Below are 16478 nucleotides of genomic sequence, written 5' to 3'. Positions count from 1 at the left end.
CATGCCGAACACAGCAGTTAAGCCCTTATACGCCGAAAGTACTCGACTGGAAACGGTCCGGGAGGATAGGGAGCTGCCGGTTAGGAAAATTCCGCATCTGATGGATGCGGAATTTTTTTGTGTCAGCAGTCAGCTGTCAACGGTCAGCGGGCGATGGAGGAAACCCGCCAGGGACAGGTTTCTTTGAAGGGAAACGCAGCCTGTGGGCTGCTAACCCACCACCATTGCGCAGGCGCAACGGTCCCCCGCCCTTGAAAAGGGCGGATATACGCTGGGGCTTCAGGCACAAGGGCATTGCCCGCGTGCCTGCTATCCGCCCTTTTCAAGGGCGGGGGTATCCATGCGCAGCATGGGTGGTGGGTTAGCAGCACCGGCTGCGTCCGGAATCGAAGAAACCCGCCATTCGGCGGGTTTCTACCTTCGGCCGTTGTCCGCTGACAGCAAAGAGGGTGCTGCACGCTTTTTGCAGCACCCTCTTTGCTTACTTCGGCATTACGAAGAACTTGATGAAGGCTATGGTCTGAGGCTGGTAGATCACGTCCACCAGGAAGGCCCCTACAATGGGGACGATCATGAAGGCTTTCCGGCTCATGCCGTATTTGTCTTTGACGGCGGTCATGTTCACGATGGCGGAGGGGGTGGCTCCCAGCCCGTGGCCGCAGAGCCCGGCGCACATGACGGCTGCGTCATAATTGCCTCCCAGGATCTTGAAGATCACGAACCGGCAGGCCAGGACCATGAACACCACCTGGGCCGCCACAACCAGCACTACACCGCCCAGGAGCCCGGACAGCTCCCACAGCCGCAGGGTCATAAGGGCGATGGCCAGGTACAGGTTCAGCATCACATCTCCGATGCCGTCCACCAGGGAGAAATTGAACTGATAGAAATGGTATTTTTCATTCAGGTTCCGGAGGATCACGGCGGTGAACATGGCCCCTACATAGGTGGGGAAACTCATGTGGATCAGTTTCCCGATCCAGCCGGAGATCATGGAGCCGATGGCCATGCAGCACAGGATGGCGGTGACGTTCTTGATAATGTCCAGGGAGCTGAGTTTTTCCTGGGAAGCGGCGTTGACTTTTTCCACATCTGTGTCGAAGTTTTCCGTGGGATCCGGTTCCAGATGGTACTTTTCAATGAGCATCCGGGCTACCGGTCCCCCTACCAGCACCGCGGAGATGAGACCGAAGGTGGCGGCGGCCATGCCCACTTCCAGTCCGGCAGGATAGCCCATGGACACGAAGGTCTTTCCATAGGCGGCTGCGGCGCCGTGGCCCCCGATCATGGAAATGGCGCTGGCCAGCAGGGCATAGGGGGCTTCAATGCCGAAGATCTTGGAAAAGGCGATGCCGATGCCATTCTGACAGATGGAGACGATGCCGGACACCAGCCAGTAGATGATCAGCAGGCCCCCGCCTTTTTTCAACAGGGTGATGCTGGCACCCAGCCCCACGGTGGTGAAGAAGGCCAGCATAAAGGGATCCTGGAAATAGGTGTCGAATTTGAACCCGTAGGCTCCGGTCTGATGGCCGATGAAGGTGATGAACATGAACAGGAATCCTCCCACCACAGGAGCCGGGATGCAGTATTTCCGGAGGGCGGAACTCTTCCCCTTCACCCAGTATCCCAAAAGCAGCATGACGGCTGCCAGGGCGGCGGTAAAAATGGCATCCGCCTTGAAAGTCAGGACATTTTTCAGCATAATGATGGACATGGAACATCGCTTCCTTTCTGAGTAAAAATGCAGAAATCATATATATTATATATTGTAACGAAATATGGATAGTTTTAAAAGAATTCAGAAAGATTTAGAAGAACGTGATCTGAAAATGTTACAAAAGCAACATTCGAGTTAAAAATACTGGACACAGACCATAAAATATCTTAATATACAAAAAATAAAAATAACTTTTCAGAACTATTGTCTATTTCACCAATCTCCTGTACAATATACGCATATTTATTTTTATTCTTTTTCTTATTCTTTTTTAGAGGGGGACAACTTCATATGCAATTCAATCTGATTGCCTTTATCTTCAATCCCTTGGTTCTTTTGTTTGCCACCATGGCACTGGGGAACCTGTTTGGGGAACTGAAATTCCGGAAGTTTAAATTCGGGATTACCGGGACCCTGTTCATCGGCCTGGGCATCGGGTATTTCCTGACCCAGTATGCCGCCACTTTCGAAAAGGGCAGCAAGTACTACGCTGCCGCTCTGAAGGTGATGCAGGGGAAAGTCATCGACGGCTCCCTGATGAACCTGTCTCTGCTGATCTTCATTGTAGGGACCGGGCTGCTGGCCGCCAAAGACATGAAATACGCCATCAACAAATTCGGGAAACAGTTTGTGGCCCTGGCCATTTTCATTCCCTTTGTAGGGGCCGTAGCTTCCTATGGATTTTCTCAGACCCTCGACAACCTGAGTCCGTACCAGATCACCGGTACCTACACCGGGGCCCTCACCAGTTCGGCCGGTCTGGCTGCCGCTACGGAATCTTCCGACAGCGAATCCAGACGGCTGGCCCAGGATTTTGCCAACCAGCCTGAAAAGGCCCAGAAGAAGATCCTGGCCATTGTGAACGGGGCCAAAACCCGGGATGCCAAACTCCGGGGCACTCCTGTTCCGGAAACCATGACTCTGGAAAACACCCAATCCCTGAGCCCGGAAGATGTGGAAGTCTTCGTGACGGAAGCCAAGGCCGGCGTAGGGGTGGGCCACTCCATCGGGTATCCCTTCGGGGTGCTGTTCCTGATCCTGGGGATCAACGTAATTCCCAAGATCTTCGGGTTTGATGTTGAGGAAGAAAAAAAGAAATATTTCGCCCAAAAGGCCATCGACATCAAGAACAACGAAAAGCTGGCGGCTTCCACCATGCCGGAAGTGCCCATGGATTTCGTCGGGTTCTCCCTGGCGGCGTTCCTGGGGTATGTGCTGGGTTCCATCAAGATTTACATGGGGCCCCTGGGGATGTTCTCTCTGGGTTCCACCGGCGGTGCCATCCTGGTTTCCCTGGGGCTGGGCTCCATTGGGAAAGTGGGTCCTGTGAACTTCCGGATGAACTCCACGGTGCTGGGGAAGATGCGGACCTATTTCCTGTCCGTGTTCCTGGCAGGTACCGGCCTGAACTACGGGTTCCGGGTCGTTGATGCCATTACCGGGGCCGGGTACATGATCGTAATCATTTCCTCCCTGGTGGCCATCCTGTCCGTGCTGTTCGGGTTCCTGCTGGGGCGCTATGCCTTCCACATCAACTGGACCCTGCTCAGCGGGGCCATTACCGGGGGCATGACTTCCGCTCCCGGCCTGGGGGCTGCCGTGGATGCCCTGGAATGCGATGAACCGGCGGTGTCCTATGGGGCTACCCAGCCTTTGGCCACCCTGTTCATGGTAATCTTCTCCATTATTATCCATAAATTGCCGATCTGAGTGAAAGGGGGTGTTGCACGCTGTGTGCAACACCCCCTTAGCTGTAGAGCCGCATAGCGGCTCAAGTCTGGAGTCTGAAGTCTGGAGCCGAAGGTGAAATTTGCAAGCAAATTTTTGAACATGCAGAACCTTTGGCCGAAATGATCTCTTAGACTGATTTCGATTCTTGTTCTACAGAATCAAAAGGATCCGCCTAGCCAGGCGGATCCTATCCTGAGGCTTCCGACTCCCGACTCCTGACTTCCGACTAAGGGGCTGTTGCGCAAGCAACAGCCCCTTTTTTTTTAGAATTCCTTCGTATCAAACACATGCAGCCCCAGGGAGTCGGAGAGGACCCGGAGGATCCGTTCGCCCCCCACGCTGTTGCCCTTTTTGTTCAGCATGGGACCGAAGGTGCCGATGCCGATGCCGTGCCGGGCGATGGCGCAGATGCCGCCGCCCACGCCGCTTTTGCTGGGCATGCCGACCTTCACGGCGTATTCTCCGGATTCATCGTACATGCCGCAGAGCATCATTAGGGTGGTGACGATCCGGACGATGGTGGAATCCACCAGCTGTTCCCCGGTGGTGGGATCCACCCCGTGGTTGGACAGAATCATGCCGTAATGGGCCAGGTCCCGGGCGGTGACCATCACCGAGCACATGCGGAAGTATACATCCAGTACTTCTTCCGGTTCCCCGTCCAGCACATTGTCGCTTTTCAGCAGGAAGGCAATGGAACGGTTCCGGGTGCCGGTTTTCTTTTCCGACTGATAGACGGACTGATTCAGGCTGATTTTGGGGTTGCCGCACAGTTTCCGGACCAGGTCCAGGAAGCTCTGGAAGGGATCCGGAGCCTCGATGCAGCTGGCGGTGACGATAGCCCCAGCGTTGATCATGGGGTTGAAGGGACGCCAGTCTTTCAGCTCCAGCTGGAGGATGCTGTCGAACCGGTCGCCTGTGGGCTCCATGCCGATTTTGCTGAAGACCTTGTCATAGCCGGCAGTCTGGAGGGCCAGGATCAGGGAGAAGGTTTTGGAAATGCTCTGCATGGTGAAGGGGATGTCATAATCCCCGGCACAGTATTCCGACCCGTCCTTCCGCATCAGGCAGACTCCCAGGTTCCCGGAGTTGGCTTTGGCCAGTTCCGGGATGTAGCTGGCCACTTTGCCTTCATACAGCACATTCCGTCCTTCTTCCAGGGCTTTTTCCAGGATCCGCTGGATCTCTTCTTTGTCCATGACCATAATGGCACTCTTCCTTTCTTGTTTTGTTTATTTCCAGAAGTCCAGTTCTTCCGGTTTCAGCCCCAGGGCCGTTCCCTTGAAGTGGGGATCCAGTCCGGCGGCTTTCTGCATTCTGTAATCTTCATAGGCCTTGACCACCACACTCCCCAGGAGCACGCAGGCAGTCAGGTTGATCAGGGTCATGCCTCCCATCATAATGTCCGCCAGATCCCAAGCAGCGGCCATGGGGATGATGGCACCCACAAAGACGATGAGCACGGCATACAGTTTAAAGGCTTTCATGAACCCGGAACCGGGCATTTTTTTGTGGTTCAGATAGGCCAGGCCGTTTTCACAGTAGTAGATGTTCCCGATCAGGGTGGTGAAGGAGAACAGCAGCATGGCTACGGTAATGAACCAGGGACCGAAGTTCCCCAGGACTTTGTGGAGGGATGTCTGGACCCAGACGGCCCCGGCGTTTTCCGCGTTTCCGGGCACTTCGGACACCAGGCACATAAGGGCGGTGGCGTTGCACAGGATCACCGTATCGATGTAGACGGACAGCATCTGGACCAGGCCCTGTTTCACCGGATGGGTGGTGGAGGCTGCAGCTGCCGCGTTGGGGGCGGACCCTACACCGGCTTCATTGGAATACAGGCCCCGTTTGATGCCCATGACCAGGCAGGAACCGCCGATACCGCTGAAAATGGCCTTGAAGTTGAAGGCGTCAGCCATGATGGTTTCCAGCACCCGGGGCAGTTCCCCGAAGTTCATTACCAGTACCACAATGGAAACGATTACATAGGCAACCCCCATGAAGGGCACCAGGATGCCGGCGGCCTTTTCGATGCTTTTGGCACCGCCCATGACGCAGGCTCCCACCAGAGCCGCCAGGATGGCCCCGATGATGGCCGGAGTCACCGCAGGATCATAGAAGCTGTACACGGAGAAGGTGGACTGGGTGTTGTAGGAACACAGCAGGTTGAAGCCGCAGGAGTAGGTGAGCAGCAGGAATACGGCAAAGGCCGTGGCCAGGGCCTTGTTGTGGAGGGCATCTTCGATGTAGTAGGCAGGGCCTCCGTAGGCGGAACCGTCCGGACGTTTCCGTTTGAACACCTGGGCCAGGGTGCATTCCGTAAAGGAGGAAGCGGCTCCGATAATGGCCATGACGGTCATCCAGAAAATGGCTCCCGGGCCACCCAGGCAGATGGCGGTGGAAACCCCGATGATGTTCCCGGTGCCCACACAGGAAGCGGTGGAGACCATCAGGGCCTGGAAGGGGGACGTGCCTCCGTCCTTGGGCTTTACCATCAGGAGCCGGATGGCTTCCGGCAGCATGCGGACCTGGACGAAGCCCATACGGAAACTGAAGTAGAGACCGGCGGCCCCCATGACCACCAGTAGGATCGGATAGTACAGGATACTGTCTACGGCATCGAGAAATTCCATCATCTTGTTGTTCCTCCCGTTCTGAATTTATAAGCTTTTCTATAAATTCATTATAAGAGAAGAATTAAGTATCGGGGAAATAGATGATGTACATGGGGGCCATTTATCATGCCGATGAAGGATGTTCTCCCTGGAGCCGGGTATACCGTTCCCGGAGCAGCTGGATGAAATCGTTTTCCATCCGGGACAGCATGGCGCCTTCCCGGAGAATCGCTCCGAACCGGAGGTGTTCGCTGCAGTCCAAGAGAGGAACGGAGACCACCTTGTACAGGGAATCCTGTCCCTGGAATTCCATGATCCCCACCGTGAAGAAATTGGTCCGGGAGAGAAGGGCCATCTGTTCCTGCCGGTCGTTGACGTAGATCACTTTCCGGGTATCGTTCAGATCGATGGGGCCTTTTTCCGTGCTGAGGTGGTAGATGAAATCCTCATATTGGCCGATGTACCGGACGAAGCCGTAATCCCGGAGATCCTGAAGGTGGATGCCCTTCCGGCCGAACCGTCGGACCAGCTCATGGTCAGAGGACAGGCACACATAGGGACGGAACGCGGCCAGGGGGATGTAGTGGAGCCCCTGCTGGGAAAAATAGGCCTCCAGATCATCCCGGCGGGTGGCCATGTGGATCACTCCCACGTTGGAATAGCCGTTCTTCACCTGGGAGATCACATCCAAGGTGGCGGCTTCGCAAAGATGGTTGGAAAAGCTTTCCGCATCCTGGTAGCGCCGGCATATTTCGTTGAAACATTCGGCGGTGTGGGAAAAACGGGTCATGCTTACGTTCAGGCAGCCGCAGTCCTGCTTCCGGGCGGAGGAAAGGTGCTGGAGCTGGTCCATTTCCCGGAGGATCACCTTGGAATGGGCCAGGATCCGCTGGCCGTCCAGGGTCAGCCGGGTGCCCTGGCTGGTGCGCCGGAACAGGGTGAGACCCATTTCTTTTTCCAGCTGCTTGATGATGTGGCTGAGCTGGGGCTGGGATATGTACATGGCTTTGGCCGCCCGGGTAATGGACCCGTACTGGGCCACGGCGGCAAAATAGCGAAGATTGTTGGTGTCCATGGGAACCTCCTGGTGTGATGTCAGCTGTATTATAACATAATTTTAAATTTTCACTGTCTTTTTTTGACGATTTCCCGATAGAGGGTGTGGTATATTTCGGGTACAACCCATCAATGGAATGGAATTCCAATAATTCAAGGAGGAATCTTATGAAGCTGACGAAAATACTGCCTTCTTCCCTTGCGGCAGGGTTCTGTATCGGGCTGGGGGGAGCGGTGTTCCTGCTCCAGACGGAGAAGCTGGTGGGAGCGGTGCTGTTCTGCATCGGTCTTTGCACCATCTGTGAAATGCAGTTCCACCTGTTCACCGGCCGGGTGTGCTATGCCCTGGAACAGCCTTTGTGGTGCTGGCTCCAGTTTCCGGTGATCTGGATCGGCAACTGGCTGGGGGCCGGGCTGGCGGCCAACCTGTTGTTTCTGACCCGGATGGGGCCGGCGGCCCGGAAGGCGGCCCAGGCCCTGGTGATGGCCAAAAACGGGGATACCTTCCTGAGTCTGTTCGTGCTGGGGTTCTTCTGCAATCTCTTCGTGTTCATTGCGGTGGAAGGGTACAAAACCTTTCCCCATGTGCTGGGGAAATACCTGGCTATTTTCGTGGGGATCACCGTGTTCATCATGAGTGGCTATGAACACAGTGTGGCGGACATGTTCTACTATTTCATGGCGGGCCAGATGGACCAGGAAACCCTGGTGCGGCTCCTGGTGATCACCGCCGGCAATGTGTGCGGAGGGATCACCGCCTGGGGGGCCCGGCAGGCAGGGCGCCGGGCGGCCCGGTAAAAGGGAGAACGGGACTGGCATCCGGAGGGCTTTTTTGCTATACTCGAAGTATATTCTGCTGAGGGGGCGTTAGGATGAATCCATTTCAAATTGACATACCTACGAAAGTTCTGTTTGGAGCCGGGCAGCTGAATCAGCTCCATGGCCAGAAATTGCCGGGGAAAAAGGCCCTGATCGTAATTTCCTGCGGGAAATCCACCCGGGTCAACGGCTATCTGGACCGGACGGAAAAGGAACTGGCGGCGGCCGGAGTGGCCACGGCGGTGTTCGACAGGATCCAGGCCAATCCCACCCTGGAAAGTGTGGGACAGGGAGCCCGTGCTGCCCGGGAACTGGGAGCGGACCTGATCGTGGCCCTGGGTGGAGGCTCGGTGATGGATGCCGCCAAGGCCATTGCCCTTATGGCGGTGAACGAGGGGAATTTATGGGACTATGTGGGATCCGGCACCGGCAAAGGACAGAAACATGCCCGCCGGGCCCTGCCGGTGATCGCCATTACCACCACTGCAGGCACCGGTTCGGAAGTGGATGCCACCAGCGTAATCACCAACCAGGAAACCCATGAAAAGATTGGGCTGAAATTCCCGGATCTGTATCCCTTCCTGGCCATTGTGGATCCGGAACTGATGGTGACGGTGCCGCCCCGGCTTACGGCGTTCCAGGGGTTCGATGCCCTGTTCCACAGCCTGGAAACCTATGTGAACCGGAAGGCCAACCTGATGAGCGACATGGTGGCTTCCACTGCCATCCGGAACATTGGGGCATTCCTGCCCCAGGCAGTGGCCCAGGGCAGCAGCCTGGAAGCCCGGACCCATATGGCCTTTGCCAACACCTTGTCCGGCTATGCCATGGTCCTGGGAGGCTGCACCAGCGAACATTCCCTGGAACATGCCATGAGTGCCTACCATGAAGCCCTGCCCCATGGTGCCGGGCTGATCATGGTTTCCCTGGCCTATTTCGGCTGGATGGCAGAGCACCATGTGTGTGATGACCGGCTGACGGATCTGGCCCGGTTCCTGGGCCGGAAGGAGGCCCGGGGGCCGGAGGACTTCCTGGCGGCCCTGGCCGATCTCCAGAAAGCCTGCGGCGTGGACGGATTGAAAATGAGCGATTACGGGATTGCTCCGGATGAATTTCCCAAAATGGCGGAAAATGCCATGACCGCCATGAAAGGCCTGTTTGCCAACGACCGGATGGCCCTGACCCGGGAAGACTGTGTGGCCATTTACCAGAAAGCCTATCGGTAAAACAGGTTGTACAAAGGTGGTACAACTTAGGTTGTCGGGGCTGTTGCTTCGGCAACAGCCCCCCTTTTTTTCCAAACTGAAGCAAAGGACGGAAACCATTCCATGAATTTTTCATTTCTCTCTCCCCGGGGGCAGATGCTCCTGTCTTTGGCCATTTTCGGCACCATCGGTCTGGTGCGCCGGTTCATCCCTCTGGGCTCTGTGCCTCTGGCCTTTCTCCGGGCCACCCTGGGGTGTCTGACTCTGCTGGTGCTGATGCAGGGGGACCATATCCCCTTCCACCGGGACCGGCTGAAGGCCCGTGCCCCGAGGCTGCTGCTCAGCGGCCTTCTCCTGGGGCTGGACTGGGTGTTCTTTTTTGAAGCCTTCAACCATACCACCGTGGCCATTGCCACCCTGTGCTACTACATGGCTCCGGTGTTCATGCTGGCGGCAGCCCCTCTGGTGTTCCATGAGACCATCAGCCGCCGGAAGCTGGTGTGCGCGGCCATTACCATCGGGGGCATGCTGCTGGTATCCGGGGTGCTGGGCTCCAACGGGGACATGGGTGATATTGCCGGAGTCCTGTATGCTCTGGCCGGTGCCCTTTTCTATGCCGGGATCATTGTGCTGAGCAAGACCATCCAGGGCCTGGATCCCTATGAACAGACGGCGGTGCAGCTGGGGACGGCGGCCTTTTTCCTGCTGGCCTACTGTCTGGTCACCGGACAGCTGGATTTCCACACCATGACGGCCGCCGGCTGGGGGCTGACCCTGCTCTTGGGGATCGTCCACACCGGCCTGGCCTACGGGATCTATTTCGGCAGCCTGACCCAGGTGCCGGCCCAGACCACTGCCATCCTCAGCTATGTGGATCCGGTGGTGGCTGTGTGTATTTCCGTATTCGTGCTCCAGGAGCCCATTACGGAGCTCCAGCTGGCAGGGATCTGTCTGGTGCTGGGGGGCATGATCAGCGGGGAGAGGAAGTAGGGCTGCTGCCTGGGCAGCAGCCCAGTCAACGGTCAGCGGCCGAAGGAAGGTCGGCATCCGCCGGCCTTTGAAGGGAAACGCAGCTGGCGCTGCTAACCCACCACCATTGCGCAAGCGCAACGGTCCCCCGCCCTTGCAAAGGGGCGGATATACGCTCGGGCCTCTGGCCCTTGCTTGCGGCACAAGGGCGTAAGCCCGATGTGCCATTTATCCGCCCTTTTCAAGGGCGGGGGACCAGCCGTGAGGCTGGTGGTGGGTTAGCATCCAACGGATGCGTTTATCATTAAAGAAACCCGCCTGCTGCGGGTTCCTTTATTTTAATTACAAGGAGAATGAAAATGGAAAACCGTATTTTTCATCCAGGTGACATTGTCCGGCATTTCAAGCGGGAACGGCTGACGGAGGAGGAGAAACGGACCAATCGGTACCTGTACCAGATCATCGGCCCGGCGGTCCATTCGGAAACCCGGGAGCCTTTGATGGTGTACCAGGCCCTCTACGGAGATTTCGGACTCTATGTCCGCCCCTCTGCCATGTTCTACAGCGAAGTGGATCATAAGAAGTATCCGGAAGTGAAGCAGAAGTACCGGTTTGAGAAGGTGTAGGGGCTGTCGGTTGACAGCTGACAAAAAGGTGAGCTGCGCTGCAGCTTACCTTTTACGTTAACTATACTAAAACACTAGGTTGACGAAATAGACCGTTTCCTGTATGGTAAGGAAGTCTGAAAATTCTGGAGGTGAGGCTGTGCGTTTGCGTGAAATGGTGTTGTGCGGGCTGTTCATTGCCCTGGTGGCAGTGGGGGCCCTGATCCGAATCCCGGTGGGGAGCGATGTGTACACCCTGCAGTTCATGTTCACCCTGCTGGCGGGACTGCTGCTGGGAGCCCGGCTGGGGGCCCTGGCGGTAGGGACCTATGTGGTCATGGGCCTTGTGGGGATCCCGGTGTTTGCTTCCGGAGGGGGGCCCTCCTATGTGCTCCAGCCCACCTTTGGGTATCTGGTGGGGTTTACCATCCAGGCCTGGGTCTGCGGGAAGCTGGCCCGGCAGGGAACTGCTGAGGTGACCCTGTCCCGGCTCCTGGGGATCAACCTGGTGGGGATGGTCATCGTCTATGTGCTGGGAATCAGCTATTTCTGGCTGTCCTCCAACTATCTGGTCCAGGCCCCCATCGGCTTCTGGGCGGCCCTGTGGTACTGCGGGGTACTCCAGGTGGTGCCGGATTTCCTCCTGTGCCTGGGAGCGGCCTTTGTAGGGCTCCGGTGCCGGAAGGCGGGGATCTGGGTGTGAGGGACTGCTGCCTGGGCAGCAGCCCCTCTGTCAGCGGCCGGGACGGGCTTGCCTCCGGCGAGCCCCTACAGCGTTGGAATCAAGGGTTCCTGACGGGAACAGCAAAGGAGAGGAATGCAATGGGCAAAGCGATATTCATTACGGGAACGGGTACGGATGTGGGGAAGACCTATGTGACCGGGCTTCTGGTGAAGAAGATCCGGGAAGCGGGGCTGGACGGCAGCTACTACAAGGCCGCCCTCAGCGGGGCGGAACCGGACGGAAACGGGAAACTGGTGCCCGGGGATGCTGTCTGGGTGAAGGAAACCGCCGGGATCCCGGACCCTCTGGAAGATCTGGTGACCTATGTGTACCGGGAAGCGGTGTCCCCTCATCTGGCGGCCCGGATCAACAACCATCCGGTGGACCTGGACAAGATCCGGCAGGCCTTCCGGAAGGCCAAAGACCGGCACCAGTATCTTACCATGGAAGGCAGCGGGGGCATCCTGTGTCCTCTGGGCTGGGAAAAGAATCACTACCTGCTGCTGGAGGACATGATCCAGGCTCTGGACCTGGGCTGCCTTCTGGTGGCGGATGGGGGACTGGGGACCATCAACAGTACGGTGCTGACGGTGGAATATCTCCGGCACCGGGCTATTCCTGTCCGGGGAATCCTGTTCAACCGGTGGAAACCGGGAGACCGGATGCAGGAAGACAACCGGATCATGGTGGAGGAACTTACCGGCCTGCCGGTGCTGGCCTGTGTAAAGGAAGGGGAACGGGAACTGGAAGGCCCTCTGGACAGACTGCTGGAAGCTTATACCTAAGGAGACGAAAATGGAACACAAAACAATGGAACAGCGAGACCTGGACCTGATCTGGCATCCCTGTTCACAAATGAAAGATTACGAAACCCTGCCTCCCATGGTCATCGATCATGCCCAGGGAGTCTGGCTCTACGACATCCACGGCAAAGCCTATCTGGACATTGTCAGCTCCTGGTGGGCCAATCTGCTGGGCCACCGGAATCCGGTGCTCAATGGACGGATCAAAGACCAGCTGGACAAACTGGAACATGTGATCTTTGCCAATTTCACCCATGCCCCGGCCATTACCCTGGCGGAACGGCTGAAGACCCTGGTGCCGGAAGGGCTGTGCCGGTTCCAGTTCCACGACAACGGATCGGCGGCGGTGGAAGCGGCTCTGAAGCTGTGTTTCCAGTACTGGGCCCAGACCGGCCATCCGGAAAAACAGCGGTTCATGTGCCTGACGGAAGGGTACCACGGAGAAACCATCGGGGCTCTGTCCGTGGGGAGCATGGATCTGTTCGCCAAACTGTACAAGCCCATGATGATGGACAACATCCATGTGGAAGCCCCGGACTGTTTCCGCTGCCCCTATGGAAAGGACCGGGACCACTGCCAGTGTGAATGCTTCGCCAAAGCGGAAGAAGCCTTTGCCCTCCACGGCCGGGAAACTGCCGCTATGATTGTGGAGCCCCTGCTCCAGGGCAGCGCCGGCATGCGGGTGTACCCGGCTCTCTATCTCCAAAAGCTCCGGGCGCTGTGCGATGCCTATGAGGTGAAGCTGATCGCCGACGAAATCGCTACGGGCTTCGGCCGGACCGGTACCCTGTTCGCCTGCGGCCAGGCCGGGATCACCCCGGATGTGCTGTGCCTGTCCAAAGGATTGACCGGAGGGTATCTGCCCATGTCCCTGACGGTGACCACCCGGGAGATCTATGAGGCCTTCTACGATGATTACGGCAAGCACAAGGCCTTTCTCCACAGCCACACCTATGCCGGGAATCCCCTGGGGTGTGCGGCGGCCCACGGGGTGCTGGATGTGCTGGAACAGGAACAGATCCTGCCCCGGGCCCGGGAAACCGCCCGGTGGCTCACTGGAGAAATGGAAGCCCGGTTCGGGAACCATCCCCTGGTGGGAGAAATCCGCCACATCGGCCTGATCCACGCCCTGGAACTGGTTGCGGACAAAAAGACCAAACGGCCCTTCCCGGCGGAAAAACGGCTGGGGTATCACTTCTATCAAAAGGCCCTGGAACAGGGACTGGTACTCCGGCCTTTGGGAGATGTGCTGTATTTCAACCCGCCTCTCACCATTACCCGGGCGGAGCTGACCCAGGCCATGGATATCCTGGAACAGGTGCTGGCCTGAGAGCCGGCTGCCTGGGAAAAGGTAAACCAAAAATAAAATGAGGTTGACATAAAACAGAACCTGTCCTATAATAAGGACAACGAATTCAACGAGCCTGATTTCGTCCTGGTCCGTCCCTCCGGATCAGCATCATGAGGAACTCCCAGAAGGAGCTGCTGTACCTTTTTCGTGCAGCAGCTCCTTTTTCGTGGTAAGATGGGGACATTCCCAGTAAAACAACAGGAGGAAAACATCCTATGACCATTTTGGAACATGATATCCTGATCAGCGAAGATCTGCGCCGGGTACCCCGGGAGGAACTGGAAAACCGGCTGGCCCGGCTTCGGGAGGCCCTGTCCCGGCAGGATCCGGCCTGGCAGTTGGCGGTGATCACCGACAAGCTGGACATGTATTATTTTACCGGTACCATGCAGGAGGGTGCCTTCCTGGTCCGTCCCCAGGACGCCATTTTGTGGGTGCGCCGGAGCCTGGCCCGGGCTCTCAACGAAAGTCTCCTGCCGGAAGGGTGGATCCGGCGGATGCACAGCTACCGGCAGCCGGCGGAGTACTACGGGGACGCCCTGCCCCGGGAAGTGTACCTGGATGAAAAGCACACCTCCCTGGAATGGCTCCGGTTCTTCCGGAAATATTTCCCTTTTGAAGTCCGGAAAAACCTGGATCCGGTGCTCAGCGGCCTCCGGAGCGTGAAAAGCGGCTATGAACTGGCTCTTTTGAGCCGCAGCGGGCAGATCCACGGGGACGTGCTGATGAACGAGGCTCCGGTTTTCCTGAAGGTGGGGATCAGCGAAGCGGAACTGGCCATCCAGCTATACCTGCGGATGGTGCTGAAAGGCAGCCAGGGGGTGGCCCGGACCAACCGGCCTACCGGGGAAGATGCCATCGGCCTGGCTTCCTTCGGGAAAAGCGCCCTGGTGCGGACCGCTTTTGACGGCCCCGGGGGCACCAGCGGCACCTGTGTGGCGGTCCAGAGCATCGGGTCGGCCTTCCGTCTGTTGAAGCCGGGCCGGCTGGTGTACCTGGACATTCCCTGCGGGGTGGACGGGTACAATACGGACAAGACGGTGGTGTACTATTTCGGGGACCTGGACCGGGATCCGGCCAAAGAGGAAATCCTCCGGGCCTACAATTACTGTCTGGATCTGGAACAGCAGACCCTGGCTCTTTTGAAACCGGGAGCGGTGCTGGGGGACATTTACGACCAGGTGATGGGGGACTTCGATCCTTATTATGAAAAGATGTTCATGAACGGAGGCCGGTTCCTGGGCCACAGCATCGGCATGTGCATGGATGAGACCCCGGTGATCGCCGGGGGGGTGAAGGACCGGGTAGAGGAAAACATGGTCTTTGCAGTGGAACCCAAGATCGCCCTGCCGGGACTGGGCATGGTGGGCACGGAAAACACCTACCGGATCGGTCCTGACGGGCCGGTGTGCCTGACGGGAGGTTCCCAGCCTCTGCGGGTTGTCCGTTGATTTCAGACCGGGGAAAATGATAAAATAACAAGATACAATCAATGGGGCCCTGCCTGTGGAAAGGGCCCGGAAACAAGGGGAGTTAAAAAGAAATATGACAGCAGAAGAAACGGGACTCCTGGACAAACAGGACTTCCTGGAACAGAAAGAAGTCATCAAAAAGCAAATCCTGGGGAACGGGAAGCTGACCGGGGCGGAAAAACGCCAGACCCTTCAGGTGCTGGAAGGATTCGGGAAATCCGTCCTCCAGGGAGGGGTACGCCAGCACGGGATCACCAAGGCCATGCTGAAGACGGCCCTGCCGGTGTTTGGAAAGATGAGCGAAGACAAGCGGCACAATGAAAAGGAACTGCGGGTACTGAAGTTCCTGACCTATTTTGTCCTCCAGGGCGTCCGGAAATGAGTGCTCTGACTCTCTTCCTGCTGGCGGTGTCCCTGTCCATGGATGCCTTTGCGGTTTCCGTCTGCGGGGGGCTGAAAATGGAAGGCCGGGAACGGTTCAAGGGAGGCCTGATCTTCGGAGCCTGGTTCGGAGTGTTCCAGGCCCTGATGCCGTTTATCGGCTACGAACTGGGAAGCCATTTCGCCAGGGTGGCGGAAGCCTATTCCCACTGGATCATCTTTGTGATCCTGGCCTACATCGGCTGGAACATGATCAAAGAGGCCGGGGAGGACCAGGAAAAAGAAAAGATCACCGGATTCCGGACCATGCTGGGTCTGGCGGTGGCCACCAGCCTGGATGCCCTGGGGGTGGGCGTGGGATTCGCCTTCCTGGATATCCGGATCCTGCCGGCGGTGCTGGAAATCGGCACCATCACCTTCTGCCTGTCCTTCCTGGGCTGCGCCTGCGGTTCGGTAATCGGCATGTGGGGCAAGGAACGGGCAGAAAAAGCAGGGGGCTTCGTCCTGCTGCTGATCGGCCTGAAGGCTGTCATCGAGCACTACGGGATCCTGGACAACTGGACGCCGTTTTTGTTCTAAGCCAGCGGAGCTGGCATCCTTCGGCCATTGACGGGGGTACTGCATGCTGCGTGTAACACTCCGGTCTCAAGAGCCGCATAGCGGATTGGTCTCGAGTCTCGAGTCCCGAGCCGAATGAGAAATTTGCAGGCAAATTTTTGAACGTGTAAATCGGTACCGTAGGGGCTGCACGCCGGGCAGCCCGCCAAATCATCGATTATCTGTGCATTTTGCGGGGCGCCGGGCCTGCGCCCCCTACGGTTATACACAATAAGAAGAACCTGGCTGAAGGACAGGTTCTATCCAGGGTCTCGAGACTCACGACTCGAGACCCGAGACCTTAGAAAGGTGTATCATATATTTAGACAGTATGAAGCGAGACTTTCTTGGAGAAAGGAGCGTCTTTTATGAAGAGTCTAAAAATGTACACCAGGGATTTCAAAATCCAGGTATGCAAGCTTGTTTTGGA

15 protein-coding genes are annotated in these 16478 nt (G+C 57.3%); 11 read left to right on the top strand and 4 right to left on the bottom strand.

All coding sequences use genetic code 11. From position 1 onward, the window contains the following. Positions 1-481: 481 nt before the first annotated feature. Complete coding sequence (gltS, locus tag FX155_RS11060) at positions 482-1717, bottom strand: sodium/glutamate symporter (protein WP_154488729.1); 1236 nt, start codon at positions 1715-1717, stop codon at positions 482-484. Between the two features lie 294 nt (positions 1718-2011). On the opposite strand from gltS, the gene FX155_RS11055 reads away from it, so the two are divergent. Then, positions 2012-3430, top strand: coding sequence for a hypothetical protein (locus FX155_RS11055; RefSeq protein ID WP_154488728.1), 1419 nt, complete (start codon positions 2012-2014; stop codon positions 3428-3430). 284 nt (positions 3431-3714) lie between these two features. Here FX155_RS11055 and glsA read toward each other — a convergent pair whose 3' ends face one another. From glsA to FX155_RS11040, 3 genes are all read right to left on the bottom strand, one after another. After that, complete coding sequence (gene glsA, locus FX155_RS11050) at positions 3715-4635, bottom strand: glutaminase A (protein WP_374047539.1); 921 nt, start codon at positions 4633-4635, stop codon at positions 3715-3717. A gap of 48 nt (positions 4636-4683) precedes the next feature. Further along, complete coding sequence (locus FX155_RS11045) at positions 4684-6087, bottom strand: alanine/glycine:cation symporter family protein (RefSeq protein WP_022487247.1); 1404 nt, start codon at positions 6085-6087, stop codon at positions 4684-4686. Between the two features lie 103 nt (positions 6088-6190). Then, positions 6191-7141, bottom strand: coding sequence for a LysR family transcriptional regulator (locus tag FX155_RS11040; protein ID WP_022487246.1), 951 nt, complete (start codon positions 7139-7141; stop codon positions 6191-6193). Positions 7142-7290: 149 nt separating this feature from the next. On the opposite strand from FX155_RS11040, the gene FX155_RS11035 reads away from it, so the two are divergent. The 10 genes from FX155_RS11035 to FX155_RS10990 all read left to right on the top strand — a co-directional run bounded on the left by FX155_RS11035 (position 7291) and on the right by FX155_RS10990 (position 16030). Beyond that, positions 7291-7920 (top strand): formate/nitrite transporter family protein, encoded by a 630-nt coding sequence (locus FX155_RS11035; protein WP_154488725.1) that lies wholly within the window; start codon positions 7291-7293, stop codon positions 7918-7920. Positions 7921-7994: 74 nt separating this feature from the next. Next, a complete protein-coding gene (locus FX155_RS11030; protein WP_154488723.1) occupies positions 7995-9167 on the top strand; it encodes an iron-containing alcohol dehydrogenase in 1173 nt (390 codons plus the stop codon). 102 nt (positions 9168-9269) lie between these two features. Beyond that, complete coding sequence (locus FX155_RS11025; RefSeq protein ID WP_154488721.1) at positions 9270-10136, top strand: DMT family transporter; 867 nt, start codon at positions 9270-9272, stop codon at positions 10134-10136. A 338-nt stretch (positions 10137-10474) separates the two neighbouring features. Then, a complete protein-coding gene (locus tag FX155_RS11020) occupies positions 10475-10741 on the top strand; it encodes a DUF1653 domain-containing protein (protein ID WP_154488719.1) in 267 nt (88 codons plus the stop codon). Positions 10742-10880: 139 nt separating this feature from the next. Next, positions 10881-11423, top strand: a complete 543-nt coding sequence (locus tag FX155_RS11015) for a biotin transporter BioY (RefSeq protein WP_022487241.1) — start codon at positions 10881-10883, stop codon at positions 11421-11423. A gap of 119 nt (positions 11424-11542) precedes the next feature. Beyond that, positions 11543-12229: a dethiobiotin synthase gene (gene bioD, locus FX155_RS11010; RefSeq protein WP_154488716.1), complete on the top strand. Its 687-nt coding sequence runs from the start codon at positions 11543-11545 to the stop codon at positions 12227-12229. 10 nt (positions 12230-12239) lie between these two features. Further along, positions 12240-13577, top strand: a complete 1338-nt coding sequence (gene bioA, locus FX155_RS11005; protein WP_154488714.1) for an adenosylmethionine--8-amino-7-oxononanoate transaminase — start codon at positions 12240-12242, stop codon at positions 13575-13577. Between the two features lie 236 nt (positions 13578-13813). Then, positions 13814-15049 carry a M24 family metallopeptidase gene (locus tag FX155_RS11000; RefSeq protein WP_154488713.1) on the top strand — a complete coding sequence of 412 codons (1236 nt, stop codon included), beginning with the start codon at positions 13814-13816 and terminating at the stop codon, positions 15047-15049. Between the two features lie 94 nt (positions 15050-15143). Then, a complete protein-coding gene (locus FX155_RS10995; protein ID WP_022487237.1) occupies positions 15144-15452 on the top strand; it encodes a hypothetical protein in 309 nt (102 codons plus the stop codon). Beyond that, the gene (locus FX155_RS10990) at positions 15449-16030 is read left to right on the top strand and encodes a manganese efflux pump MntP family protein (RefSeq protein WP_154488711.1); all 582 of its coding nucleotides are present in this window, start codon (positions 15449-15451) and stop codon (positions 16028-16030) included. Before FX155_RS10995 ends, FX155_RS10990 begins: the two co-directional genes overlap by 4 nt. Positions 16031-16478 lie beyond the last annotated feature (448 nt).

It is taken from the genome of Acidaminococcus fermentans (assembly GCF_009696675.1).
Lineage (GTDB): Bacteria > Bacillota > Negativicutes > Acidaminococcales > Acidaminococcaceae > Acidaminococcus.
Note: the sequence above shows the minus strand (reverse complement) of the source record. Positions and strands in the feature narration are given on the sequence as shown.